The 25,243-nt window shown below is 37.9% G+C and carries 24 protein-coding genes; 6 read left to right on the top strand and 18 right to left on the bottom strand.

Annotated elements, in window-relative coordinates; translation table 11 throughout:
• Nucleotides 1-38: 38 nt before the first annotated feature.
• The 10 genes from ATS74_RS18155 to ATS74_RS18110 form a co-directional block, all read right to left on the bottom strand.
• A complete protein-coding gene (locus tag ATS74_RS18155) occupies nt 39-767 on the bottom strand; it encodes a DUF1365 domain-containing protein (protein ID WP_058550268.1) in 729 nt (242 codons plus the stop codon).
• Nucleotides 760-2,016 carry an NAD(P)/FAD-dependent oxidoreductase gene (locus ATS74_RS18150; RefSeq protein ID WP_058550267.1) on the bottom strand — a complete coding sequence of 419 codons (1,257 nt, stop codon included), beginning with the start codon at nt 2,014-2,016 and terminating at the stop codon, nt 760-762. Before ATS74_RS18150 ends, ATS74_RS18155 begins: the two co-directional genes overlap by 8 nt.
• Nucleotides 2,013-2,723, bottom strand: a complete 711-nt coding sequence (locus ATS74_RS18145) for an SDR family NAD(P)-dependent oxidoreductase (RefSeq protein WP_058550266.1) — start codon at nt 2,721-2,723, stop codon at nt 2,013-2,015. The genes ATS74_RS18150 and ATS74_RS18145 overlap by 4 nt, the downstream gene beginning before the upstream one ends.
• Nucleotides 2,724-2,725: 2 nt before the next feature.
• Nucleotides 2,726-3,154: a nuclear transport factor 2 family protein gene (locus ATS74_RS18140; RefSeq protein WP_058550265.1), complete on the bottom strand. Its 429-nt coding sequence runs from the start codon at nt 3,152-3,154 to the stop codon at nt 2,726-2,728.
• A gap of 1 nt (nt 3,155) precedes the next feature.
• Nucleotides 3,156-4,550 carry a deoxyribodipyrimidine photo-lyase gene (phrB, locus tag ATS74_RS18135; protein WP_058550264.1) on the bottom strand — a complete coding sequence of 465 codons (1,395 nt, stop codon included), beginning with the start codon at nt 4,548-4,550 and terminating at the stop codon, nt 3,156-3,158.
• Entirely contained in the window at nt 4,550-5,503 is a 954-nt protein-coding gene (locus tag ATS74_RS18130; protein WP_058550263.1) for a YbgA family protein, read from the bottom strand. Before ATS74_RS18130 ends, phrB begins: the two co-directional genes overlap by 1 nt.
• An 8-nt stretch (nt 5,504-5,511) precedes the next feature.
• On the bottom strand, nt 5,512-6,192 hold the full coding sequence (locus ATS74_RS18125) for a ChrR family anti-sigma-E factor (RefSeq protein WP_058550262.1): 681 nt from the start codon (nt 6,190-6,192) through the stop codon (nt 5,512-5,514).
• Nucleotides 6,185-6,808, bottom strand: coding sequence for a sigma-70 family RNA polymerase sigma factor (locus ATS74_RS18120; RefSeq protein WP_058550261.1), 624 nt, complete (start codon nt 6,806-6,808; stop codon nt 6,185-6,187). The genes ATS74_RS18125 and ATS74_RS18120 overlap by 8 nt, the downstream gene beginning before the upstream one ends.
• A gap of 69 nt (nt 6,809-6,877) precedes the next feature.
• Nucleotides 6,878-7,456, bottom strand: a complete 579-nt coding sequence (locus ATS74_RS18115) for an LON peptidase substrate-binding domain-containing protein (RefSeq protein ID WP_058550260.1) — start codon at nt 7,454-7,456, stop codon at nt 6,878-6,880.
• Nucleotides 7,457-7,693: 237 nt separating this feature from the next.
• Nucleotides 7,694-7,966 carry a hypothetical protein gene (locus tag ATS74_RS18110; RefSeq protein WP_058550259.1) on the bottom strand — a complete coding sequence of 91 codons (273 nt, stop codon included), beginning with the start codon at nt 7,964-7,966 and terminating at the stop codon, nt 7,694-7,696.
• A gap of 296 nt (nt 7,967-8,262) precedes the next feature.
• Between ATS74_RS18110 and ATS74_RS18105 the strand changes: the two genes are divergently transcribed.
• Entirely contained in the window at nt 8,263-9,954 is a 1,692-nt protein-coding gene (locus ATS74_RS18105) for an alkaline phosphatase D family protein (protein ID WP_058550258.1), read from the top strand.
• Nucleotides 9,955-10,032: 78 nt separating this feature from the next.
• Here ATS74_RS18105 and ATS74_RS18100 read toward each other — a convergent pair whose 3' ends face one another.
• Complete coding sequence (locus tag ATS74_RS18100) at nt 10,033-11,511, bottom strand: cellulase family glycosylhydrolase (RefSeq protein WP_058550257.1); 1,479 nt, start codon at nt 11,509-11,511, stop codon at nt 10,033-10,035.
• A 338-nt stretch (nt 11,512-11,849) separates the two neighbouring features.
• Entirely contained in the window at nt 11,850-12,194 is a 345-nt protein-coding gene (locus tag ATS74_RS18095; RefSeq protein WP_058550256.1) for a hypothetical protein, read from the bottom strand.
• Nucleotides 12,195-12,367: 173 nt separating this feature from the next.
• Between ATS74_RS18095 and trhA the strand changes: the two genes are divergently transcribed.
• Together trhA and ATS74_RS18085 are read left to right on the top strand one after the other, a co-directional pair.
• Nucleotides 12,368-12,997: a PAQR family membrane homeostasis protein TrhA gene (trhA, locus tag ATS74_RS18090; RefSeq protein ID WP_058550255.1), complete on the top strand. Its 630-nt coding sequence runs from the start codon at nt 12,368-12,370 to the stop codon at nt 12,995-12,997.
• 598 nt (nt 12,998-13,595) lie between these two features.
• Complete coding sequence (locus tag ATS74_RS18085) at nt 13,596-14,495, top strand: SDR family oxidoreductase (RefSeq protein ID WP_058550370.1); 900 nt, start codon at nt 13,596-13,598, stop codon at nt 14,493-14,495.
• Between the two features lie 230 nt (nt 14,496-14,725).
• On the opposite strand, the gene ATS74_RS18080 is transcribed toward ATS74_RS18085, so the two are convergent.
• The 3 genes from ATS74_RS18080 to ATS74_RS18070 all read right to left on the bottom strand — a co-directional run bounded on the left by ATS74_RS18080 (nt 14,726) and on the right by ATS74_RS18070 (nt 17,003).
• The gene (locus ATS74_RS18080; RefSeq protein ID WP_058550254.1) at nt 14,726-15,277 is read right to left on the bottom strand and encodes a hypothetical protein; all 552 of its coding nucleotides are present in this window, start codon (nt 15,275-15,277) and stop codon (nt 14,726-14,728) included.
• 528 nt (nt 15,278-15,805) lie between these two features.
• Complete coding sequence (locus tag ATS74_RS18075; RefSeq protein WP_058550253.1) at nt 15,806-16,117, bottom strand: MGMT family protein; 312 nt, start codon at nt 16,115-16,117, stop codon at nt 15,806-15,808.
• Nucleotides 16,107-17,003, bottom strand: a complete 897-nt coding sequence (locus tag ATS74_RS18070) for a LysR family transcriptional regulator (protein ID WP_058550252.1) — start codon at nt 17,001-17,003, stop codon at nt 16,107-16,109. Before ATS74_RS18070 ends, ATS74_RS18075 begins: the two co-directional genes overlap by 11 nt.
• 123 nt (nt 17,004-17,126) lie before the next feature.
• Between ATS74_RS18070 and ATS74_RS18065 the strand changes: the two genes are divergently transcribed.
• The 3 genes from ATS74_RS18065 (at nt 17,127) to ATS74_RS18055 (ending at nt 21,826) form a co-directional block, all read left to right on the top strand.
• Nucleotides 17,127-18,209, top strand: a complete 1,083-nt coding sequence (locus tag ATS74_RS18065) for an efflux RND transporter periplasmic adaptor subunit (RefSeq protein ID WP_058550251.1) — start codon at nt 17,127-17,129, stop codon at nt 18,207-18,209.
• A gap of 2 nt (nt 18,210-18,211) precedes the next feature.
• Nucleotides 18,212-21,286 carry an efflux RND transporter permease subunit gene (locus ATS74_RS18060; protein ID WP_058550250.1) on the top strand — a complete coding sequence of 1,025 codons (3,075 nt, stop codon included), beginning with the start codon at nt 18,212-18,214 and terminating at the stop codon, nt 21,284-21,286.
• 231 nt (nt 21,287-21,517) lie between these two features.
• A complete protein-coding gene (locus ATS74_RS18055; RefSeq protein ID WP_201023038.1) occupies nt 21,518-21,826 on the top strand; it encodes a hypothetical protein in 309 nt (102 codons plus the stop codon).
• A 16-nt stretch (nt 21,827-21,842) separates the two neighbouring features.
• On the opposite strand, the gene rluF is transcribed toward ATS74_RS18055, so the two are convergent.
• The 3 genes from rluF to ATS74_RS18040 all read right to left on the bottom strand — a co-directional run bounded on the left by rluF (nt 21,843) and on the right by ATS74_RS18040 (nt 25,243).
• Entirely contained in the window at nt 21,843-22,838 is a 996-nt protein-coding gene (rluF, locus tag ATS74_RS18050; protein WP_058550249.1) for a 23S rRNA pseudouridine(2604) synthase RluF, read from the bottom strand.
• An 85-nt stretch (nt 22,839-22,923) separates the two neighbouring features.
• Nucleotides 22,924-23,994, bottom strand: a complete 1,071-nt coding sequence (locus tag ATS74_RS18045; protein ID WP_058550248.1) for a DUF418 domain-containing protein — start codon at nt 23,992-23,994, stop codon at nt 22,924-22,926.
• Nucleotides 23,995-24,028: 34 nt separating this feature from the next.
• Nucleotides 24,029-25,243, bottom strand: a complete 1,215-nt coding sequence (locus ATS74_RS18040; RefSeq protein WP_058550369.1) for an EAL and HDOD domain-containing protein — start codon at nt 25,241-25,243, stop codon at nt 24,029-24,031.

Raw genomic sequence — 25,243 nt, 5'->3', positions numbered from 1 at the left:
TTATTGTTTTAACTACCAAGGCTTAACACCTAATGGCTTCACGAATGACCTAAAAAAGGCACTCTTTTAACAAACAACTTAAAAGCTTGAACATAAATACCTTTGAAAACAGACCACGTCATAGCTGGAAAGCGTTTTAGTAATTGACTAACCGCTTCTTTGGTTAGGTCTTGACGTTTTAGCCTAAGAGAAGCATCAAATAACAATGTTTCGTCTTTCTTATTTTCTATGTGTATCAATGTATTGCTAAGTGTATGTCGAATGTTCCAGTGGTAGTCCATATTCAAATCCATAAATGGTGATACGGAAAAAACCTTTTTAAAGTTCACTTTTTTTCCTAAAGGAACTAAATAGTAATGTCTCTCATTCCAAGGTGTATTACTTACTTCTGCTACTAAATACTTAAATTCGTCACTAGTGTGGCCATAAAAATAAAAATTTACTGGGCTGAAATAAATTCCAAAGCAACGCAACTGCCCCAACATATAAATATGCTCAAACTCTTCATTAACACCTAATGATTGCAATTGCATTTGTGCACGCTCAAACACGGTATGTTGCTGCGGATGAGGTACATTTTGTAAGTAATCTGCCTGTTTAAACCTAAGTGCTTTAAACCCAAATGTACCCAACATAGGATGAATATTATTTAAGTTTAAAGGCTGCTTTAAGTCAACCCACATCATATAAAGCGAGTAGTTAAAGCTATGGTTTTTAACAGCAAATCGGCGATGTCTAACATCGCCTAAGTACACTGCACTAGTCAAACTCAACACCTAACTGCTTTGCTACGTCTACACCGCTTCGTACACCGTCTTCATGAAAGCCGTTATACCAATAAGCACCACAAAAATAACTGTTATTTTGCCCATCAATACTGTGTTTTTGCTTTTGTGCGGCTATGGATGATTGATTAAATACAGGGTGGTGGTAAGTAAACTCACGAAGTATTTTACTTTGTTCAATCCCCTGCAGGTGATTAAGCGTTACACAAAATTGTGTATCACTTGCAATTCCTTGCAAAATATTCATTTGATACGTAACAACCGCGGCTTTGTCTGTGTTGTTATTAAGAAGATAATTCCAGCTTGCCCACGCTGCTTTTCTGTCCGGTAATAAACTCGTATCGGTATGTAAAACCACAGAGTTTTCAGTATAAGCGATGGCACCTAATACGGATTGCTCTTGCGCTGTTGCATCACCCAAAAGGCTAAGTGCTTGGTCTGAATGACAAGCAAAAATGACTTTATCAAATTCGTCTTTGTCACCATTTGCAAACTCAATAATAGCTTTGTCGTTAGTACGAATCACTGATTCTATATTACTATTTAGTTTTATTTTATCTGCAAACCCCTTAATTAAAGGGTTAATGTACTCACGAGACCCACCAGGAATAACAAACCACTGCGGACGGTTTGTTATGTCTAAGAGTCCATGATTAAAGAAAAATTTAACAAAAAACTCGACACCAACATTTTCCATTTCTTTAATACTGGTAGACCAAATAGCAGCGCCCATCGGCAAAATATAATGATATTTAAAAAAGTCGTTAAAGCCATGTTCGTTAAGTAACTCACCCAACGAGTGTTCTTGTTTGTAGTCACCTTGATCGTAAATAGCTTTACACACTTTATTAAACTTAACAATATCGTATAAAAGACGCCAAAATTTAGGTCTAAATATATTTCTTCGCTGAGCAAACAAGCTTGTAAAAGTATGGCCGTTATATTCAAAGCCAGTAGCATCGTTATGCACGCTAAAACTCATTTGAGTAGGCTGTTTATCAATGCCTATACGAGCAAGTAGTTTTTCAAAGTATGGATAAGTTCTATCATTAAAAACAATAAAACCAGTATCAATAGCGTATTTGGCTCCGCTTATAGTTACATCAACTGTTGCAGTGTGCCCGCCTATGTAATCATTTTTTTCAAACACCGTTACATCGTAATGTTTATGAAGTAAATGTGCGGCAGTTAATCCAGATACACCAGATCCAATTATTGCTATTTTTTTCAACGAGTTAATCCTTTTGCGATTTTAAGCCATAGCGGGAGTGGTAATATTCGCAAAGCTTTTAAAATAAGTGTAAAACGATAAGGGAAATGAACTTCTTTGCGGCGCTTACCGATACCTTTAATCATATAATCTGCCGCCTCTTTTGCGGTAACCGCCATTGGCATAGGAAAGTCATTTTTGTTTGTGAGCGGTGTTTTTACAAACCCAGGATGAACTAGCGTTACATCAACGTCACTTAAATCTACGGCTAAGCTCTTAGCTAAATAACTAACGCCTGATTTAGATGCCCCGTAGGCTTCTGAACGAGGAAGCGGCAGATAAGTTACGCTTGAGCTTACTAATACAAGTTGGCCACCTGCATTAATTTTAGGTAGTAAAGCTTCTAGGCAGTAACCCATTGCTAATAAATTAACTGTAATGACACGTTCAAATAAAGCACTATCAAAATTTCGTGCATCATCAACATATTCACAATTGCCTGCGTTTAATATAACGCGGTCATATTGTGTAAAACCAATGGTTGATTGTTTAATATCATCCAGACTTGTGGCATCAAATTGACAAATTTGAATATTTTTATGCTGAGCAAGTTCAGCTAGTTTTTCTCTGTTTCGACCACAAGCAATAACGGTATCGCCCTGCTCAGCGTATTTAATCGCTAGTTGCTCACCAATACCTGAGGTAGCCCCTGTAATTAATGTAATCATATTCAGCCTGCCCTTTTATCTATGTAGTTAATAACAGAGCCTAATAACGGAATGTGTTTGTACAAAAGCTCACCAACATTAAAATAATCTCGATGCTTAATAATCTTATCTTTTTTAAAAATAAGCTTACTGTGCCCTTGTACAGATATTGTTTTACCCGAGGAAAGTTTTGGGTGTGCGTAGTGCATAGTCCAGTAAATAAATGCGTTATTGTCAACGCTAAAAGAATCCGTTATGTCAAATTGGCAGTGTTTAACATTGCTATATAAATTAGCAAAATAAGCACGTAACTCGGCAATACCGTTTATCTGATGCATTGGATCTATAAACTCAATATCATCACTGTAAATTTCACTTAATAGCTCTAAATTGCTGTTATCAAGTTTTTGATAAATATCTACAAATTTATCTACTGGTAGCACGTTATCCATATCACACCTTAAAAGCAGCCAACGCACGCTCACGTGCAGCTTTATGATCTACAATTGCCGGCCAGTAACAGTCCTTCGTTTTACCCATAGAAGCAATATAAGTATGTGGAAAGTGAATTTGTTTATCTGGCACATTTTTAAGCTCTGGCAAATACTTACGTATAAACTTACCTGTTGGATCAAAGCGTTCACTTTGGGTAATAGGGTTAAAAATTCTAAAATACGGCTGAGCGTCACACCCTGTACTGGCAGCCCATTGCCAGCCACCATTATTAGATGCTAAATCACCATCAATTAGATGCTTCATAAAGTACTTTTCGCCTTCACGCCAATCAATAAGCAAATGCTTAGTTAAAAAACTTGCAACAACCATACGTAAACGATTGTGCATCCAACCTGTTTGCTTTAACTGAAGCATAGCAGCGTCTACAAGTGGGTAACCTGTACGACCTTCGCACCATGCATTAAAGTCATCTTCGTTTTTACGCCACTTTACCGCGTTATACTTTTCGTTAAAATTATCTCCACGCGATAACTTAGGAAACTCTGAAATTAAATGTCGGTAAAATTCGCGCCAAACAAGTTCATTTATCCATGTGAAGGTTTTACTTTTTGACGTTGTTAAAATATCAGGATATTGCTGCTGAATATTAATTAATAATTGCTTTGTACTCACTATACCAAGCGCTAAATAAGGGCTTAAGCCCGAGGTTCCTTTAATACTTGGAATATCACGGTTATCGTCATAGCTTGTTAGTTTGTCAGCAATAAAATCATTCACTATTTTAGAGAGTGTTTCATCATCTACAGGCCATTTTTCAGAGCCATCATCACTTTTAAGAAGTGGTTCAGCTTTTACATCAACAGACGATTTTTCTAAAGGCCACGTTGGTAAACTAAAGTGAATGTCTTGATACTGCTTTAGCCATGCGCGCTTAAACGGAGTAAACACTTTATACATTTCATTGCTTTGGTTTTTAACACTGCCCGCTGGCGCAATTAAATCCCCTTCGTAAAGAGTAAATGTAACACCAACATCATCGCATTTAGCTAAAATTGCCTTATCACGATTTACTTCATTTAATTCATATTCAGTGTTAGCAACAATATGTTTAACGTTATTCGACTGGCAAAACTCAATTAACTTCGATTCGCAATCACTAAAGTATGGCGCACAAATTACATGCAGCGTAATACCATAATCTGCTAGTTGCTGTTGTAAGTACTTTACTCGTCGCTTAAGTAAATCTATTTGAATTGGCGCGGTGTTATGCTGCTGCCATTGCTTTTCGCAAACAAAAAAAATGGCGTGTTTAGCGCCATCATTTAGCGCCTGAATCAACGCTTCGTTCGAAAAAAGGCGCAAATCGCGCCTAAACCAAAATAATGTGTTCATTAAATACCGTATCGTAGTTTTAGTTCGTTAGGGTAAGGGTTAAAGAATACTTGTTTTTCAAGGTACTCGTTTGGATGCACTTTTAAGTGGTGTTTAAGTAATGTTAACGGAACATATAACGGCACCAAGCCTTCTCTATATTCATCAATAGCGTCACGTAACTCTTGTTTTTCAACTTTAGATAAATCTTTTTTAAAGTAACCTTGTAAATGCATTAAGGTATTGCAGTTATTTCTACGAGAAGCAGGCTTTTTTAAACCCGTCATTAAACCTAAAATATATTCGTCGGCAAGTGCGTTTACATCATCCCCAACAAAAGTCCCCAGTAAGTTGCCGAGGTCTCTATAAGCTTTGTAGTTATGAGCCATTAGCAAATATTTATACTGAGAATGAAACTGAGTTAATTTGTGAACACTTAGCGGCTCTTTTGCTAGCATTTGCCAGTTTTTATATACGTAAACACGCATTACAAAGTTTTCACGAAGGTGCATGTCATTTAAGCGGCCGTTTTCTTCACATGGCAATAACGGATTGTGTTTCATTATTTGCTCTGCAAAAAAACCAACGCCTTCAGATGTGTTTCCTGTACCTGCTTCGTTATAAATTTTTATGCGTTCCATACCGCAGCTTGGGCTTTTGGCACAAAAAACAAAACCGCTTAATGTACTTGCTTGCTCTGTTGCCACTTTTTTACCATATTCGGTTAATTGTGGGCCTACATCCCCAGAGCCATCTGGCCTGCACACTTTAATTGTGTCGCCAACCCTAACCTGCCTAATCGTAGGTCGAGGAATTGGTAAACCTACAGCGACCTCTGGGCAAAAACGCGTGTATTCAACGTGCTTACCCAGTTCATCCATACAAAAGTTAGATTTTTTATGACCTGTATCAAATCTTACTTTTTCGCCTGCTAAGCAAGCGCTTATGCCTATTTTTATTGTGTCTGTTTGCATAAATTCTCTTAATAAATCAAATTACCAATTGGATTTAGTAACTTGCTGAAGCCCTTATTAAAATGTAGCGCACTACTGACCACTGTAAAGCATAAACAACCATCTTTTGTTAGTGGTGTATGTTGGTGGCTACCATCTTGAAAAATAAAGTCACCTGGTACGTAGCTACCTTCTTCGTCACTAAACTCACCATCAAGTAATAAAGTAATTTCAAAACCAGTATGAGTATGCTCCGGAATTTCACCACCAGCATCAATATGTAACAAGCTTGATCGCAGTGGTCCGTCATCAAGCGCTACACGTGAGCGGGCTAATTTACCAACCTGCGTAAACTTACCATGCGATATGCGTGTCAGTGCTCGTGGTAGCTGATAATTATGGTTATTTACTTTAATAGCAACTGGTTCTACTTCATATACTTCATCAACGCTTGTATCGGCAGTAATAAAATCGAATAAGCTAGACTCTTGCTCATCTGTAATATCAGCAGGCAGTGGTTCTGCATGCGTACTTTGCTCAAAAGAGTCGCTAAAAACTTGCTCGGCATTGCTCGCCTCAATTTTTGCTACTTTTGCTTGGCACACTGGACACATATCTACATGAATAGATACGGCTAAGCTAAGTGATGCGCTAAGTGATGCACTGCAATATTGTGTCAGTAAGGTTTCACTCGGGTGATGTTTAATCATGCTGATCTCCCATTTCATTACGTAATTTCTGTAAGGCCAAACGTAAACGTGATTTTACCGTGCCTACTGGAATGTTAAGTTGATGTGCAAGTTGCTCTTGCGACATATCTTGAAAATAAACCCCTCTTACAACTTCTCTTTGTGCAAGTGGTAACTTGTCGAGATAACGTTTGATTTGTTTATCTTCAAGGTGATCGGTGTATTCGTGATTTGTATCTTGGGTTTCGTTCAATAACGGCCAAATATCTTCGCTAATATTTTCTTCTTTATTGCTTTTCATTTTACGAAGCATATCAAACGATGCATTACGCATTACCGTGTAAACCCACGTAGTCGCAGCGCCTTTGTCGCTGTGATATAAATGCGCTTTTCGCCATACAGATGTTAGTGTTTCTTGCACAAGTTCCATTGCTTGCGCCTCAACACCAAACTGTTTTATACCAAATCGTTTAATTTTTGGAGCAAAATATTCAAATAAATAAGCAAACGCTTTTTTGTCTCTCGATTGAGCTACATCAATGAGCGCTTGCATTAGTTCTTTGCTTGGCGTTTCTGGCATGGCAGTGTACTTACCTGTATTAGGTTCACAACGTGGTGATTGTTGTTGACTTACCATAATAATATATCCCGTTATTGCTTTTGTATTAGTAAATACGCACGCAAGTTTGTTTAGGATCAAATAAAATTAGGCAAATTCGTTATTAATCACAGTATGGAGGAAACTTAGTAAGTTATCAAAGTTAGTTTCGAACGCAAGTTGCTGTTTTTTCTCAATAGATATAGGCAATAATTCTAACCAGCGGGCTACAACCCACGTTAGTTCGTCAAAGCGAGTTTGCTTATACAATTCACTCAGCTCATGATTGGTTGAAAATATATTTTGAAGGGTCAATTTAAGCTTTGTATGCTCGCCAATATCAGCGAACGATTGGCTGTACCAATAAGGTGCAGTACAATTTGAAATTAAACCATGGCGAAGCTCTTGCTCATCTTGGTAAACATCATCAATTTGCACGGTTTTGGATGCAATTACATCTATAAGCAACATACCGCTGTCATCTTGGTTAAAGTCTATAATGTCGACTAAGCAACCCTGAGCGCTTATATTAAACGGTGTGTCGTGCTCAAAAGTACACAGTACAAATCCGGTGTCGTTTTCTAGTGCTGTTTTAACCATATTTAAATAGCGAGGCTCAAATATACGCAAACGCGTATAGCCCTGAGGTAGTATAAAAATTGGTAATGGAAAAATCGCACGCTTCATAAAGTCTACTTATTTAAATCACTCTGCCTTTATTTACGTGCGCTTTTGCTAAGTCGATCAGCTTAGTATCAATCGAATTAATTACCTGTAATGTTATTAATTAAAGATTAAACCAACTCCCCATAACTTTAATCATTTGAACCGAGTAATAAGCACTTATCATACTCACTACCGGTGCTAACATTAATGCAAATAATCCTAATTCATTGCTCATCGTCTTAATTCCTTTTAATTAGTTTACTGCGCGTTATTTGCTAAGTTTTTTGCTGTAGTACTATCACTAACTTCACTTGGCTGCTTGGTTTCTAATAAGCTATCTAAAATAGCTTGTGCATCAAAACTTAGCGTTTCTTTTAACGAGCTTTCAAGCTCAGATGTTGTTTGCTTTACATAGTTACTAACACTGGTTGATAAAATATCAGTTACATCTAGGTCCACTTCAGCTGCATTAACATGTGCAGAACCTAATACTAATAAACTTGCCATAGCGATTTTAATTGAATTTTTCATAATGGTATTCCTTGTTTGTGTATTGTTTAGACGTAATAACATAATCAAGGGTTGTGCCAATATAAAATAAAAATTAAAGCATTGTTATTAAACAACTTTATTAATTAACATTAAAATCAAACAATTCAGCGCTAGTTAATTTAACCACTGCGTTTAATTTTTTGACCATATTTTAGTAAATAAATAAAACGCTATTCTCCCTCACTCCGTCATATTAAATACATTTAGCGCGTATAAAAATGTCATATCGACACAATAAAATTCAGGCCAATTTAAATAACTCTAAAAAGTGCAGTATGCCAATTTCATCTCGTCGTAATTTTTTAAAAACAACCGCTGCAAGTGTGTTTAGCGTGGCAGTTTCAAGCAGCATTACTGGTTGTACCAACTCATTAATCAATAAACCATTGTCACATACTGAATTTAACCACGGCGTGGCAAGTGGTGATCCATTAAGCAATGCGTTAATAATTTGGACGCGTGCAACTTCATCACAATCAACAACTTTAGTAACTCTTGCATGGGAAGTAGCACTGGATCCTCAATTTAAAAACATTATCAGAAAGGGGCAAGAGCAAACAGATGCAAGCCGTGACTATACAATAAAAATAGACGTACAAGGGTTGCTTCCAAATACGCAGTACTTTTATCGCTTTATAGGAGCAAATACGGCAAGCCCTATCGGTCGTGCTAAAACACTTCCTATAGAGAACGTTGAACAAGTTAAAATGGTTGTTGTGTCATGCTCAAACTATCCGGCAGGATATTTTAATGCATACACTGATGCTGCTAAGCAAAAAGATCTAGATGTTGTACTTCACTTAGGTGATTACATTTATGAATACCCAATGGGTGGATACGCAACCGAAAATGCAGAAAAAATTAACCGTAAACTAGCAGATGATAATAGCGGTGAAATAATTACATTGAATGACTATCGAAAGCGATATGCTATTTATAGAACCGATAAAGGATTACAAGCACTACATGCAGCAGCCCCTTTTATAGCAATATGGGATGACCATGAAATCACAAACGACACGTATAAAGCAGGTGCTGAAAACCACACCCCCGATGAAGGTAATTTTTACAAACGCCGCGCTGCAGCCATACAAGCGTATTATGAATGGCTTCCAATTCGCCCGCCAATGGGCGAACAAAATCCCCATATTTACCGCACGTTCAATTTTGGAAATTTAATAAGCCTACATATGCTAGATACTCGTGTAATAGCACGCGATAAACAACTCCTCTACAGTAATTACCAAAGCGCTGAGACTAAGCAATTAGATATTACTCGCTTCATGAGTGACTTAAATAATCCACAAAGGCAATTACTAGGAAACACTCAGCTAGCCTGGCTTACAAATGCAATAAAAAACTCAAATGCAAAGTGGCAAGTATTAGGGCAGCAAGTACTCATGACAAAAATGTGGCTACCTATAGAGGTTTTTTTTCAATCTGAGCGAAAAAAAACTGCGCAAATACTTGAAGAGCTAGTTTCAATAAAAAACGCGGTACTGGATAATAAAGCTGTAACACGACAGCAATTAACACGCATAAATACATTAATGCCCTATAACTTAGACGCGTGGGATGGCTACCCTAGCGAACGCGAAGTACTGTATAAAAGCACTGCTGCATTAAATAAAAAATTAGTCGTCCTTGCGGGTGATACTCACAATGCATGGCAAGGCACGTTAAAAAATAAAAGGGGTGAAAACGTAGGGGTAGAATTTGCAACACCAAGCGTGACCTCACCCGGTATGGAGCACTATTTAGCACTTAACCCGCAGCAAGCTAAACAAATGGCCGATTCACTTTCGTTACTAATTAACGATTTAGATTATTGCGAATTATCGCATCGTGGTTATATGTTACTTACAATTACAAACAATCAAATTACAACCGATTGGCGTTATGTGGATAACATACAATCACCTACTTACAATCTTATTAATCAGCACCAAAGTATTTATAAAGGCTAACTTATATAACAGTGCTTTATAAGGTTAAAAGGCAAATACACTCAGTATTTACCTTTTAACTTTTTGTACAAAGCCTAATTAATTACAACTGTAAATCAGTGTCCACGAAGCATCACTTCCTGGCGTCGTATTAGTGTACCAATTAGCAATGTATGCATTGCCTTGATATTGCATTTTATCGTCTGTGTTATTGTGCGTATAAGGACCTGCAGCATAGTCTTTTTTCACCCAATTAGGATATGCGTTTATATCACTGCAGTCTGTAGAGCTCACTATAGCGCATCCGTTCGAATCAACACTTGCTCCTGCAGGTGTATCAGGACATTGATCAACATCATCATATACGCCATCGTTATCGGTATCAGTTTGTGGCTCCTCTACTTCCAATACACAGCCTACATCATTTACCGTTTCGCCGACTGGTGTATTTGGACACTGGTCAATATCATCGCTAACACCATCAGCATCAGTATCAGATACTTCACACCCGATGCTATCGACAATAGTATCCGCAGGTGTATTCTCACATTGGTCAAGGCTATCAATAATACCGTCGCCATCACTATCAAGCTGAATGTTGTCATTAGCATCATGCCAACTTTGAATGATTTCTTTTGCTTTAGTACCAGAGGCTGTTAATGAATCCCAATCTCCACCTGGTGTGAACATTGACGCACCTTCACTTTTATCGTTAAGTGCCCACATTGCATGGCTAATGTTATTAGTTTTTAAAAATGCCATCCAGGCATCTGTTTCATTAATATTAACACCACCATTACCATCTGCATTTACACTACCCCACTCGGTGGCAAATAAAGCAATGCCGTTATCTAAAGCAACTTGAGCTTTATTACGGTATGACTGGCCATGCGTACCTGCATAAAAATGAAGAGTATAAGCAACATTCGCACGATCGATTGGGTTTTGTGACGCAATATCAACATCCTGAGACCATGTTGGCGTACCAACAACAATTAAATTGTCAGGATCAATTGCGCGTATTTTGTCTATAACGGTTTCTGCGTATGGCTTAATATCGTATTCCCATGATATTTGTAATGGCTCATTATAAATCTCATAAATTACGTTATCATTGTCTCCATACTTAGTGGCTACTTCTTCAAAAAATTTGATTGCAGTAGCTTGATCTTTATGCGCTTCGTGGCTATGGAAATCTATTATAACGTACATATCTTCGGCAATTGCCGCAGTAACAACTTCATCAAGTCGACCCATGTTACCGTTCCAATCTTGATTTATATCACCGCCAGCACCGTGGCCAATTGCTGCACGTATAATAGTTGCACCAAATTCAGACTTAGCTTTAGAAACTGTTTGCGCGGTGTAAAATTTTTCACCACCCCAACCTGTATTACTCCAAAACAAACTAGGGCCTGCAAAACTTTTACTTACACCGTCTGCCAATACCTGATTGCCGCTTACCGTTAGCTTTTCAACTTCAGCATTTGCTACTGACGTCATTCCTAGCATTAATGCTAAAGATAGGCTGCTAACTTTAAAGCTTCTTTTAACACGATTATTGGTACAAATATTCATAACACTTTCCTTAAAAATTATTAGCTTTTTTAGGCTAAAACAATACATTTTGTATTAATTTAGATACACAAATAATAACTAATACTATTTGAAAAGCGAGAATAGCAAACTTTTGTTAACAACAAAACGCCTATTACAATATAAAAACATTAGATAAATTAAAATTAAAAATCATAAAGTAGTACATTCGAGTTATTTAGAGGCAACAATAAGGAAGATAAGGGGCTTTACAATACATTTACATAAGTGGATTTAATTGAAAAATAATTTACTAAAATAAAAAATGGCTGCTCTTGGCAACCATTCATTAAAAAATCAATCTAAAATAACCATAAAATTTATTTAATGTGAGCTTTTCTACCTAAGCGATAAGCATCAACAATGCTCAAAGCCCACACAATAACCATTAAGGGTACATACTTATATTGTGCAAGCTTTGCGCACTCATCAGAAGGTTGTTGCGCTGCTTTTAATATACCCGCGATTGTCATGGGTATTTTACCCGACATAAGTTCATTAGCAGTACATTGAGCAATCGCAAAAATATCTTTAAGCGTCAATATTAATAAAATAGAAAATACACCTGCAAAAATACTCCCTATTAGATGTTTCTTTAACGAAAAGTGCCCCGCTCCAGGGTAAACAACAGCGGTAAGTAAAGCCGCTTTTAAATCTTTTTTCATGTTTGTTTCAGCTCGTAATATGGATTACAGTAGACAACAACATAGTGAATTAATTCTCTTTAAAATCAAGTAAAAGCTTAATTAACTCAAATCGAGAACGCATAAAAACCATATTGAAACTTTCAGCGTACAACTGTACACTCAAATTAAATTTTACAGTGGTAGGATATGTTATGTCGTTAGACGCGCCTTATTCCCGAAAAGAAGAAAAGCTCAATGTATTAAGCCATGCATTGGGTATTGCATTTGCAGTGTTTGTAATGTGGGATTTGTTCACTCAAGCAACCAGTGTTAAAGCATATATAAGCACAGCTGTTTATGGGGCAAGCTTATTTATTTTATTTTTATCATCCACACTTTATCACGCAAGCGTACAGCCTAAACTCCGTGCCTTTTATAAAAAATGTGATCACTGCGCAATTTACGTATTAATAGCGGGTACGTATACCCCCTTTTTATTAATATCGCTAAATGGCGCTTGGTCTTGGGGCACACTTAGCTTTATATGGGCTGTAGCACTTAGCGGCGTTGCTTATAAAATACTGGTTAAAAATGGTAACAAAAAAGTATCGTTAGCTACTTACTTACTCATGGGCTGGTTTGCCCTAGCTATTGTATACCCGCTTTATTTAAATATTGATGTAAATGCACTTTATTGGTTACTCGCCGGTGGTATTTTTTACAGCTTAGGTACTTTATTTTATAGCGCTAAAAGCACCCAATTTAGCCATGCTATTTGGCATTTATTTGTGATTGCTGGGTGTGTGTGCCACTACATTTCAATTACTAATTACGTGTATTAGTACATGTAATTAGTAATTTACTGCCACGCACATAAACCGCATTAATTTGGCTACCCTTTTACGTAAAAGCGCGTTGTAGCTTAGTCGATATCACCTGGCCTTAATTAAAAACGCTGTTATTTACGGCTCTGAATATAAGCCTATCATTGTCCCTTACTCGCCTAATTAACTAGCTCAATAAACAGCGTGTAACATTTTCGGTACTCTTATCCATTTTTTACCCATTTTATTCACTTACTCTTCTCCTAGTTTAAAAATAAATGCTTTAAAATAAGTGAGATAGCTTCATATCTTGAATGTAACGCTATGGCATATCTATTGCTCCTTCAATATAAATGGTCAGTAAAACCTTGGCCAAGCAAATACGTTAAAGGAGATACAAAGTGGGCGCATTCCAAGCTGATTCTACAATTGAGTTAAGTGCTACATTAGTAAGTTGCTACTTATACTCAATATTTTACAACCACACTCACTTTTACGTCTATTCCCGCAAAGCAAAGAGGTAGGTAACACGCATTACTGCGTTATCTAACATTAGGCTCTTTGTGATTACATGCAGTTAATCCAACTTAAACTTTACGTTAAAGGAGACGTTGATATGCCAACTAACCAATTTACGATGCAAGACCCTAGAAGCCAATATCAAATGGGACGAACCGAAAAAGACAGTGATCAACCAGACCCAGGCCTAGATGAAATTTTAAAACCCAAAGCAGATCACGGCGAAGATACCTATGTAGGTAGCGACAGATTAAAGGGTCGCAAGGCGTTGATCACTGGGGGCGACTCGGGCATTGGGAGAGCGGTTGCCATTGCATTTGCCAGAGAAGGTGCCGATGTAGTTTTTAATTACTTAGCCAGCGAAGAAGCCGATGCGAAAGAAACACTCGATATATTAAAAGACAGCGGTAACAAAGCATGGGGAATTGCAGGCGATATCTCTGACGAGAGTTTTTGTAACGATCTTGTGGCTCAAAGCGTTGAAAACTTAGGCTCAATCGACATATTAGTGAATAATGCGGGTAAGCAACAGTTTGTTGCCGAGTTAGACGATTTATCTACCGAGCAATTTTGCCAAACATATGCAACAAATGTATTTGCTATGTTTTGGATAACAAAAGCGGCGGTAAAACATATGCCACCGGGCGCTAGTATTATTAATACAACCTCTATCCAATGTTATCAACCCTCTGCTGGGCTTCTTGATTACGCATCGACTAAGGGTGCAATTACAAGCTTTACTAAAAGCTTAGCAAAAATGGTGATTGATAAAGGCATTCGGGTTAATGGGGTTGCTCCTGGGCCAATTTGGACCCCGCTTCAACAAAGTGGCGGCCAACCGGCTAAAAAATTGCCTGAATTTGGTGATAACGTGCCATTAGGTAGACCAGGCCAGCCTGCTGAACTAGCACCAACCTATGTATACTTAGCATCGCAAGAGTCAAGTTACATTACCGCTGAAATAATGGGCGTGACAGGTGGGCAGCATCTACCTTAATCATGATGGCTAACTCATATTAGTTAATCTCAGCTTATTGATTTTATAAAATAATAGCGGCGTATATACGCCGCTATTATTACCTAGCTTTTTTTCAATCACACCTAAATAAAGCCCGCTAAATATTGGCCAGGCTCTGGTTAACAACACCTTAGATACACACTAAAACCTGTGCTTACACAGCAGTATTTATACACGCATAAATTAACTGCTTAAATAACTCAAGCAGATTAAGTGTTATCTTTTTTAGCACGTATACCGCGAATGAACTCTTCTAAATAAGGTGTAAACTCTAACGCGAGTGCTATAAATAGCACAGTTGCCAAGTAAGTTATTGGTAAAGGAGATGCTTTTAATTGCAACGTAAAGTCAGGAGGAAAGCCGCCTGATGTAAATAAAGCGGTAAATTGTCCCCAATGGCGCGCAATAATTAAAACCAAAGCTAATAGGGGTATCATTTCTAAAAAACTGTGTATATGTTGCTCTACCGGCCCTACCCTTCGCTTACTTACCGCATAAGTTACATCCCACATTGCTGTAAGCTCATGCAAAAAAAACAACACAATACAAATGGCGATAATTAAACTATTAACTTCAAAAATTAAAACTAAGATTAACGGAATGCCCACTTCGGCAAACATTAATAAATGGATAAATGACTCTTTAGCACCGCTGGTTGCAGAAATATTACTACGTCGATGACAAAACCAATCAGCAATGCCAGCGACAAGCCAAACAGGGATCACAAAGTACATTAAAATAACTAAAGTTGGGTCAGTCATAGTTTTTTTAGTCCTTAATATTTGGTTTTTATAACCCTCATGCTGAAATTAAATATCTACACTTAATCACCTCGATTATTCATCACTAGCGATGTGAAAAAACGTATTTTTCAAATAATTTATCAGTCAAATTTAAGATGGCTTGGGGATTACTTACTTTTTACCTTTTGCAAATGAGATACCATTTTTGAACGCGCCCTTGAGTCAACATTTGGTATGCTCAAAATCTATTTACAACAAATAAGTATTTCAAGTGTTATGCCAAATCTCGACGCTAAATTGAATTAATGAAGGTATAGGTAGGTGTAGAGGTGTTTTTACTTTGCCGTATATATTTTTATTGTGTAAAAAATAGAAAATATTTCACTTATCATTGTAAGTTTTTCATTTATGAGGCTAGATAAGGAGATTGTGCTAAAAGTAGAACTAAAAAGCCCAATTTGTTGTAGATTTACGATAGCTAAAAAAAGTAAGCTGCACACTTATATTAAAGCAGCCTTTAAAAGCTCTTTTACGATTATACGTTCACTATTGCCATCTACACTCGCGCATATTTACTTTATCATTCTTAAAACTAACACCTTCTGATAATAGCTTTTGGCGTTGTTCTTGGTATTTATCACTGCCTTCGGGAAACGATATTTTTCCTTGGCTATTTACTACCCTGTGCCAAGGTATAACCGAGTCGTTTGGCATTACCTTTAACAAGCGCCCTACCAAACGTGAATTTTGCGGGAAACCGGCAAGCGTTGCTATTTGCCCGTAACTTGCTACAAAACCTGCAGGTATATTTGCAATAATGGTGTAGATGAGGGTTTCTTTATCAATATTACCGGTCATTAACGTAAGCCTCACTGAGTACTTTAAATTGCTCCCAAATAGAGCGCGCAACGGGGCCATGATGTATTGCATCACGCCTAAATGCACGCACTTCTATACCAAACTCATCTTCTCTGTCGTTTATCTGTATTTGCTGCAACAGCCCGGCTTCTATTTCTGGGGCGCAGTAATCTATATTCATCATTGCCCAACCTGCGCCTTGTAATAAAAACGACTTTAAATTGGTTACATCATCTATTTTCATTAAGGCTGAGCCTTTTGAATACGAAAGCTTGTCGCTGTCTATATTTAAGTCGCTTTCAAACATAGCCAAACAGGGGTAATTTTGTAATTCGTTAAAGGTGATATGTTTTGGAAACGTATTGGCCGCTGCAATTATACCAATATTAAATTTACCTATTGGCAGACTTTCTAGGTGCCCTGTTGCATGAAATAAATCAAACCACGGGCCAATGCCAAGCTCTACTTGGCCGCTATTTACTTGCTCTAAAGAAACAAAGCGTTTGCCACTGGTTAAATTAAACTCTGTGCGTTTAAATAGTCTAAAAGTATTACTTATGATCTCGTTGTAACTTTGCTTTTGGCAAATTTGCTCATAGCATATTCTAAATTGTGGCTCGTTACCCAGAGCAAGCTCTTTAGCAAGCTGTGCTAGCTCATCATTTGCATGCAATAATTGTTGTGCTTCGCGGTGAAAAACACGGCCTTTTTCAGTTAACTGTAATCGGTACTTGGTTCTATCAAGTAACTCAAAACCTATTTTTGCTTCAAGGTTTTTTATGGCAAGTGTAAGCGCTGGTTGAGTTTTATGTAATTTAAGCGCCGCGCCACTTAAACTTGCACTTTGTACAATGGCATCTAAAATTTGTAATTGATTCAGCTTCATACTGCGCTCAACATGATCATAAATAAAACTTATTATGTTTCTAAAATTTAATGAATTTTATTTTATATGGTTGCAGCGTATCCTGCACTTAATTATTTTGCCCATCATTGCCACGGAGAAGACATGAAACTCTTTCGTCTATGTATACTTACTACGACTTTACTTACCTTAATGGCCTGTTCTGAGCCAGAAAAGCAAGTAAAAGAAGAGCCCATAAGGCCTGTTAAATTATTTAATATTGGACATGATTCGCAAACAAATGTACGCAGTTTTCCTGCTGAAGTGGTTGCAAACCAAGGCTCTTACTTGGCGTTTAGAGTAAATGGTGAGCTTGTTGAGTTTCCGGTTTTAGCAGGTGAAGAAGTTAAAAAAGGTCAGCTACTGGCAAAGCTCGACCCAGAAGACTTTCAACTACAATACGATGATAGAAAAGCCCGCTTTGAGCTTGCTAAGTCGCAACTTGGTCGTATTGAGCAATTACTTGAGAAAAGAATCGCGAGCCAATCAGAATACGATGAAGCATTGGCTAATATGCAGGTAGCTGAATCTGCCTTTAAAATTGCCGAAACAAATTTAGAATACAGCGAATTACGCGCACCATTTGCAGGCACTGTAGCTAAAGTATTTGTTAAAAACTTTGAAAACATTCAAGCCAAGCAAAATATTTTACGCCTAGAAACCCGCGATTTAATGGATGTAGAAATACAAGTGCCTGAAAAAATAATCGCGCGTATTAAAAAAGGCAGCGACTACCACCCAACAGTGGTTTTTGATGGTTTTACCAATAAAGAATACACCCTTGATTTAAAAGAGTGGGATACACAAGCCGATCCTACGACTCTGACTTACAAAGTGGTTTTTTCCCTGCCCGTTCCTAAAGATTTTAATTTATTAGCAGGCATGACTGGGCGTGTATTTATTGATTTATCAAAAGTTACTAGCTCGCAAGTGGCTTACACTATTTTACCAGTTGAGTCGGTTTTTTCAGAAGCTAAAGAAAGCGTGTCAGATAACGCCTACGTATGGATATATAACCCTGCAACTGGTGTTGTAAACAAACAAGCGGTTAAAGTAGGCCAAGTACACCGCGATGGCATCGAGGTGTTAAATGGTGTGAAAGAAGGCCAAATAGTTGTATCTGCAGGCGTGCACTCACTAGATGAAGGCATGAAAGTACGTCCATGGAATAAAGAGCGAGGCTTATAATTATGAGCTTTGCGCAGCTTTCTATAGAAAAAAAAGTAATTAGTTGGATGTTTGCACTGCTGTTATTAATAGGCGGCAGTGTATCGTATTTCGATTTAGGCCAATTAGAAGACCCTGAGTTTACGCTTAAAAAAGCCATGGTGATTACCATGTACCCAGGTGCGTCGCCTCAGCAGGTCGAAGAGGAAGTCACCTTCCCTATTGAAAATGCAATTCAACAATTACCCTATGTTGATTTTGTTACGTCTATTTCATCAAACGGTAAGTCGCAAATCTCAGTAGAGATGAAAAGCAATTACCGAAAAGAGCAGCTTCGCCAAATTTGGGATGAAATGCGTCGTAAAATTAATGACCTTTCTCCCTCTCTTCCTAGTGGCGTATACCCAAGTACCATTTTAGATGACTTTGGTGATGTGTATGGTGTGCTGTATTCGGTTACAGGTGACGGCTACTCGTACGATGAGCTTAAAGATTACACTGATTATTTAAAGCGCGAGCTTGTACTAGTTAAAGGTGTAAGCAAGGTTACTATTGCTGGTGAGCAACAACCACAGGTAATGGTTGAAGTGTCTTCGCGTAAGTTGGCGCAACTTGGCATAGCACCTAGCCATATTTTTGGCTTACTGCAATCTCAAAATACAGTATCGAACGCAGGTAAAATTAGAGTGGGTGATGAATCTATTCGCTTTCACCCTACTGGCGAGTTTAAAGATGTGAGTGAACTTGAAACTCTTCTTATATCTAAACCCGGCGCGAGTGAACTTATATACCTTGGCGATGTAGCAAAAGTATTTAGAGAATATGCAGAAGTACCCAGCAATGTTATTCGTTACAATTCAGAGCAAGCGCTATTGATAGGCGTGTCGTTTATGAACGGTGTAAACGTTGTAGATGTGGGCAAGCGTATAGATGATCACTTATCTGAACTTGAATACCAGCGCCCGCACGGCATACATGTTGAATCGGTTTATAACCAACCTAAAGAAGTAGAAAAATCAGTAGATGGCTTTATTGTTAGTCTTGTAGAAGCAATTGCGATTGTAATTGTTGTACTGCTTATTTTTATGGGCTTAAAAAGCGGTATTTTAATTGGCGGTATTTTATTACTGACTGTATTAGGCACCTTTATATTTATGAAGTTGTTTGCCATAGACCTGCAACGAATTTCACTTGGCGCACTTATCATTGCGCTAGGTATGTTGGTTGACAACGCCATTGTTGTCACCGAAGGCATATTAATAAACTTAAAGCGTGGGCAAACAAAACTCAAAGCAGCGGTTAATATAGTAGAGCAAACTAAATGGCCACTGTTAGGTGCAACGGTTATTGGTATAACCGCGTTTGCACCCATTGGCTTAAGCTCTGATGCAACGGGTGAATTTGCAGGTAGCTTATTTTGGGTTTTATTTATCTCGCTCTTATTAAGCTGGATAACGGCTATTACATTAACGCCATTTTTTGCAAACTTAATGTTTAAGCAAGATGAGTTTAAAAAAGATAAAGGTGATAACGACGAAGACGACGACCCTTATAAAGGCTTTATTTTTACAGGCTATAAAAAGCTATTAGATGTGTCTATGCGCTTTCGCAAAACCACACTGGTGCTTATGGTTGTATTGCTTTGTTCTGCAGTTGTTGGCTTTGGTGCTGTTAAACAGTCGTTTTTTCCGGCATCTAATACGCCCATGTTTTACGTAGATTATTGGCAACAACAAGGCTCAGATATTAGAGCTACGCTTGATGGCATAAAAAAGCTAGAAAACTACTTACAAAAAGAAGAGCTCGTTGAAGAAATAACCAGTACCACTGGTCAAGGTGCACCGCGTTTTATGCTAACGTATGCGCCTCAAAAATCGTACTCATCTTATGGTCAGCTTATTATTAGGGTAAAAAACCGTGAAGCGGTTGCTGTAGTAATGCAAAAAGTTCGCGAGTATTCACAAAATACGCCGCTTTCAGCTGAGCTTAAAATAAAACCAATGGAAATTGGCCCATCAACCGATGCAAAAATAGAGGCGCGTTTTACAGGCCCTGATCCTGTTGTGCTTCGTAAACTGGCTGCAAAAGCTGAAGAAGCAATAGCACAAGACGACGGTGCTTATAATATTCGTGACGACTGGCGTGCACGTACTAAAATGATTCGTCCACAGTTTAACGAGCAAAAAGCGCGCCGCTTGGGGATTAGTAAGTCTGATCTTGATGATGTGCTGCTTACCAGCCTTTCGGGCAAACAAGTGGGTGTATACAGAGATGGTACGCAGTTATTACCTATTATTGCTCGCTCCCCTGCTAATGAGCGTCTAAATGTAGAAAGCGTTCACGATTTACAAATTTACAGCCCTGTACTGGGTGTATTTGTACCGGTTACGCAAGTTGTTGATGAGTTTATTGTTGAATGGGAAGATAGCCTTATTATGCGCCGCGACCGTAAACGCACGATAACAGTTATGGCCGATCAAAATGTATTAGGAGATGAAACTGCCGCCAAGTTATTTGCGCGTATTCGTGGGTCTGTAGAAGCGATAGAACTGCCACGCGGGTATACATTAGAATGGGGCGGTGAATATGAATCATCGACAGATGCCCAAAAAGCAATATTTGGCTCGCTCCCTCTTGGTTATTTAGCGATGTTTGCAGTAACTGTATTACTGTTTAACTCTGTAAAACAACCTTTGGTTATTTGGGCTACGGTACCACTTGCCATTATTGGTGTTAGTGCGGGTATGTTAATAATGAATGCCGCATTTAGCTTTATGGCTTTACTTGGCTTATTAAGTTTAAGTGGCATGCTGATTAAAAATGGAATTGTGTTAGTTGATCAAATTAATCTAGAACTGCGCGATGGCAAATCGCCTTATCAGGCGGTGTTTGAATCTGGCGTTAGTCGTGTACGCCCTGTTGCAATGGCAGCTATAACCACCATTTTAGGTATGATACCACTATTGTTTGATGTGTTTTTTCAGTCAATGGCTGTAACCATTATGTTTGGTTTAGGCTTTGCCACGATACTAACGCTAATTGTAGTGCCAGTGCTTTACACTGTAGTATTTAAAATAGATTACGAACCAAAACAGTAATTTAGTAAAGCTATAAAACACGTATAAACGCAGCTCGCTTAACACGGGCTGCGTTTTTTAATATATAAAACAAACTAGAGGTCATTTACACTTTGTTACTCAGTTTTTACTTAGCCCACGAGGTTACAAACCTCGCGCCACGATTAAACCGCCCCTAGTTTGAACAAATTTTAATCCTGAAAGGTCAACAGGTCCTAGCACGATGGAAAGCTTCGCGGGTGGCTTGGTATTTTGTTTATACCGGTTTTAGTTTATTTATGGCTGTGGGCTAGTTTTTGTATTTCAGTAAAGTTATGGACGTATTATTATAGCGACAATAGCTGGCAGCAAGAGTACCAGCTACTGGCTGTAGAGGCGTGTCCGAGTGATTACGAATACAACTGCGCAAAACTGGTTGTGCTTGATTTACAAACTTACAGAAAGCGCTCTTTTAGGTGGTATTTAGATAAACCAGCATTAAAGCGGCTAAAAAATGAGAAAATAAACATAGTGGGCGTTAAAAGCCCACTAGGGTCTGTAGTTCATCAAATACAGTGGTAGTTGAGCTTTTAATACACTACTTTTTTAAACTTAACGTGCCAGATGAACGAGCTTTACGATTTGCTGGCTTGTTGTTATTTGAGTTTTTATTATCGTCTTGCGTATTTTTACTAGCTCCACCTTTACCTACATACGTAGTAGATCGTTTTTGAAATGGTGAGTTACTTCTTTGAGTTCGAGTGCCTCGTTCATTATTAAATGCACGTGGGTTTTCGCCCTGAAAATCACGCTTTTTAGGCTCGCCTTTATTGCTATTACTCATGCTATTTTGCTTGTTGTTATCAACCGAGTGCTCTTGCGTTTTACCCGAATCGGCTATCGAGTCGTTAATTTGCGCCATTTCTACATCGGTTAAATGACGCCACTGCCCTACTTTTAAGCCCTTAAGCGTCACGTTCATAATGCGTGTACGTTTTAATGTCACAACTTCATAGCCTAAGTATTCGCACATACGGCGAATTTGGCGGTTTAAGCCCTGAGTAAGGACAATTTTAAATTCTTGAGGAGCCGTTTGGGTCACTTTACACTTTTTGGTAACAGTATCTAAAATAGGGATGCCGTTTGCCATTTTGGTCACAAATTGGCGGTTTAGTGGTTTATCAACTGTCACCACGTATTCTTTTTCGTGGTTATTACCAGCACGCAAAATTTTATTTACGATATCGCCTTCGTTGGTTAAAAAGATTAGCCCTTCTGATGGTCTATCTAATCGTCCAATAGGGAAAATACGAGTTTGGTAGTTAACGGCTTTAACTATGTTACTTTGAATTTTACTCTCGGTGGTACACGTAATACCAACCGGTTTATTATAAGCAATATAGACACGCTTTGGTTTTGCGCGAAGGGGGTTACCATCAATCAAAACGGTATCAGTATCTGCTACTTTTACGCCCATTTCTGGAATATTACCATTAACCGTAACACGACCCTGCTCAATAAATTTATCGGCTTCACGACGTGAGCAAAACCCGGTTTCACTTATAAATTTATTTAAACGTTTTAATTCGGTCATGGCACTTAACAGTCGTAATTTTAAAGGCGACTAGTGTAAACCACACACACTTATTTTTCGCCCCTAAATTAATATAAATAGGTGTTTAAGTACTAATTTTTAATTGAGTGAGCTTACGCCATATAAATTCAAGCGGCCCTTGTATATAAAAGCGGCTATATAGCGCTGTAAATAACAGTTGCACAATGACCAAAGCGGTTGCCACTAACCAATAATCTATGCGGTTAAAGCTTAATACCCACTGCGGAAATAAAACTTTATAAAGCAGTAATTGCATTATAGTTTGACTTATATATAAGGTGAATGCTAATCGCCCTGCTTGTTGAATAAGCGTACCAACGTGTACCCTGTTATTGCAAAATTTAACTATGATATGAATATAAAGCACGGCTATAAAAAGCGCTGCAAATGTATTTACTAATTCTTGAGTAGCGATACTTAAACCATCATTTCCCTGAAGTATTAAAAGCCTTAAGCTTGTAAAAACAAACGCCCCACTAACGCATACAAATAACTGCTGCGAAGTAAGCCCTTTGGTAAATACCTCCAACTTATATAAGTATATTCCAATGAGCATAATGCCAGAAAACATCAAAAAAGCTAAGAATGGAACCGCTACAACTGCAATCATATTGTAACCTAAGTTACTGATAAAATAGTCCTTATAGTGCGGGCTATATAAATCTATAAATGCTTGAGAGTCGCGGTGAATATTCTCATCAGGCAAGTTCATTAAAAACAAAAAGGTCACTGCGCAAGCCAATAACATAAATATAATGCCTCTTTTTAAAAGCATATTATTATTAGTTTCTACAAATTTAAGCACCCACCAACCGCATACTCCGTAAACAAATAAAATATCGCCAGCCCAAAGTAAAAAACCATGTGCCAAACCAAAAATAATGAGCCAATACAGTCTCGCTTTTATAGGAATAGTTGATTTGTAGCGCTGCCACTGAATAAATAGGCCAGCACCAAAAAGAAGGCTGAACAGCGTTCTAAAACGCCCATCAATAAAAATACTACTAAGGGTTTGAATAACAGCATCGCTAAAAGGTGGAGTAGCTAATGGTGTATAGATATATTCCCCTAATCCAAAAGCATAACCGTTCATGTAAACAAGGCAAAGCACTGCAATACCGCGTATAAAATCCATATTATAATTACGCATAACTGAGATTTAATTTCCTTTAACTTTTATTTTTATAATTATCTGCCCAATCAACAGCTTGTTGATATAAGTTAGGTAATACTTTGCTATCGAGATTAATTAATATTACAGCTTGTTCAAGCGCCCACCAGCTTCCAGTTTCGTACGCTTTAACCACATTCAAAATATAATAAAGGTTGTTTTTTTCATTTAAAAGCGCGGCTTTTATCTCATCTGGAAAGGGAAGTTTTTCAACGAGTAGGCTCATTGGTTGATCAAGTATTGCATCAAGTAATGAAAATAGCCCAGTTAAAAAAGCTTCTCCTGATTGCTGCTTAGCGACTTTTTTTGCAATTAACTCGCAAAAGCGAGCACGCACAACACACACTTGCATAAGTTCTGCTGGCTTCTTACCTGCTGTGTGTGCAGTAACAATAAGACTCACAAACTTTTTTAATCGCTCGTGCCCAAGGTAAACCAAAGCTTGTTTAAGTGATGATATTTTACTTTGAATAGGAAAAACACCACTATTGATTAATCTAAGCAACTTATAGGCTAACGCAGCATCAAGTTCAAACAAACCAGCAATCGCTTTTATATCTGGACTGGGTTTCATTATCTCTGCGTAAATAGCGACGACTAAAGCATAGTTATAATCAATGTCGTTTTGTTTGACCATGGTGGGTTTTGCAAAAAAGTACCCTTGAAAATAATCAAACCCCATTTTATGGGCTAATTCAAAATCCTCTTGGGTTTCTAATTTTTCAGCTAAAAGCTTAATTTTTTTATGTTGCTGAAGCTTTTCTATTACAGGTGTTATTTCACTTAATGGTGTAATTGAAATATCAAACTTTATTAATTTAACAAGCTTTAAAAACCTATCCCACTGCGGTTTATAAACAAAATCATCAAGTGCTAATTTGTAATTACGATGAAATAAGTCACGACACATCTCGTAATTTTCATCGTTTGGCTCTATGGTTTCGAGCAATTCAATTACAACATCTTGGCAAGGTAAAAACGCACATAAATCAAGCTCTAACGATTCAGGGCCGATATTTATTAATGCTTTTTTACCCGAGGTAATATGGCGAGTTCCGAGATTTAATTGGTTTTCCATTATTAGGCGCGCAGTGGCTTCGCCTTCACAAATATCAGGGAAATAATTTTTAGGGCTGTCCCTAAATAGCAACTCGTAGGCAACTACGTTTTGACGACGATTAAATATTGCTTGCCTTGCAACAAATACAGACAC

It is taken from the genome of Pseudoalteromonas sp. H103 (genome assembly GCF_001469205.1).
Classification (GTDB): domain Bacteria; phylum Pseudomonadota; class Gammaproteobacteria; order Enterobacterales; family Alteromonadaceae; genus Pseudoalteromonas; species Pseudoalteromonas carrageenovora.
Note: the sequence above shows the minus strand (reverse complement) of the source record. Positions and strands in the feature narration are given on the sequence as shown.

Excerpts from the sequence above, each read along its gene's own strand:
- ATS74_RS18125 (WP_058550262.1), bottom strand. The coding sequence starts at position 6,192 with ATGATTAAACATCACCCGAGTGAAACCTTACTGACACAATATTGCAGT.
- ATS74_RS18070 (WP_058550252.1), bottom strand. The coding sequence starts at position 17,003 with ATGAAGCTGAATCAATTACAAATTTTAGATGCCATTGTACAAAGTGCA.
- ATS74_RS18065 (WP_058550251.1), top strand. The coding sequence starts at position 17,127 with ATGAAACTCTTTCGTCTATGTATACTTACTACGACTTTACTTACCTTA.
- ATS74_RS18120 (WP_058550261.1), bottom strand. The coding sequence starts at position 6,808 with ATGGTAAGTCAACAACAATCACCACGTTGTGAACCTAATACAGGTAAG.
- trhA (WP_058550255.1), top strand. The coding sequence starts at position 12,368 with ATGTCGTTAGACGCGCCTTATTCCCGAAAAGAAGAAAAGCTCAATGTA.
- ATS74_RS18080 (WP_058550254.1), bottom strand. The coding sequence starts at position 15,277 with ATGACTGACCCAACTTTAGTTATTTTAATGTACTTTGTGATCCCTGTT.
- ATS74_RS18145 (WP_058550266.1), bottom strand. The coding sequence starts at position 2,723 with ATGATTACATTAATTACAGGGGCTACCTCAGGTATTGGTGAGCAACTA.
- ATS74_RS18095 (WP_058550256.1), bottom strand. The coding sequence starts at position 12,194 with ATGAAAAAAGATTTAAAAGCGGCTTTACTTACCGCTGTTGTTTACCCT.
- phrB (WP_058550264.1), bottom strand. The coding sequence starts at position 4,550 with ATGAACACATTATTTTGGTTTAGGCGCGATTTGCGCCTTTTTTCGAAC.
- ATS74_RS18140 (WP_058550265.1), bottom strand. The coding sequence starts at position 3,154 with ATGGATAACGTGCTACCAGTAGATAAATTTGTAGATATTTATCAAAAA.
- ATS74_RS18105 (WP_058550258.1), top strand. The coding sequence starts at position 8,263 with ATGCCAATTTCATCTCGTCGTAATTTTTTAAAAACAACCGCTGCAAGT.
- ATS74_RS18130 (WP_058550263.1), bottom strand. The coding sequence starts at position 5,503 with ATGCAAACAGACACAATAAAAATAGGCATAAGCGCTTGCTTAGCAGGC.
- ATS74_RS18085 (WP_058550370.1), top strand. The coding sequence starts at position 13,596 with ATGCCAACTAACCAATTTACGATGCAAGACCCTAGAAGCCAATATCAA.
- rluF (WP_058550249.1), bottom strand. The coding sequence starts at position 22,838 with ATGACCGAATTAAAACGTTTAAATAAATTTATAAGTGAAACCGGGTTT.
- ATS74_RS18075 (WP_058550253.1), bottom strand. The coding sequence starts at position 16,117 with ATGACCGGTAATATTGATAAAGAAACCCTCATCTACACCATTATTGCA.
- ATS74_RS18045 (WP_058550248.1), bottom strand. The coding sequence starts at position 23,994 with ATGGATTTTATACGCGGTATTGCAGTGCTTTGCCTTGTTTACATGAAC.
- ATS74_RS18115 (WP_058550260.1), bottom strand. The coding sequence starts at position 7,456 with ATGAAGCGTGCGATTTTTCCATTACCAATTTTTATACTACCTCAGGGC.
- ATS74_RS18060 (WP_058550250.1), top strand. The coding sequence starts at position 18,212 with ATGAGCTTTGCGCAGCTTTCTATAGAAAAAAAAGTAATTAGTTGGATG.
- ATS74_RS18110 (WP_058550259.1), bottom strand. The coding sequence starts at position 7,966 with ATGAAAAATTCAATTAAAATCGCTATGGCAAGTTTATTAGTATTAGGT.
- ATS74_RS18100 (WP_058550257.1), bottom strand. The coding sequence starts at position 11,511 with ATGAATATTTGTACCAATAATCGTGTTAAAAGAAGCTTTAAAGTTAGC.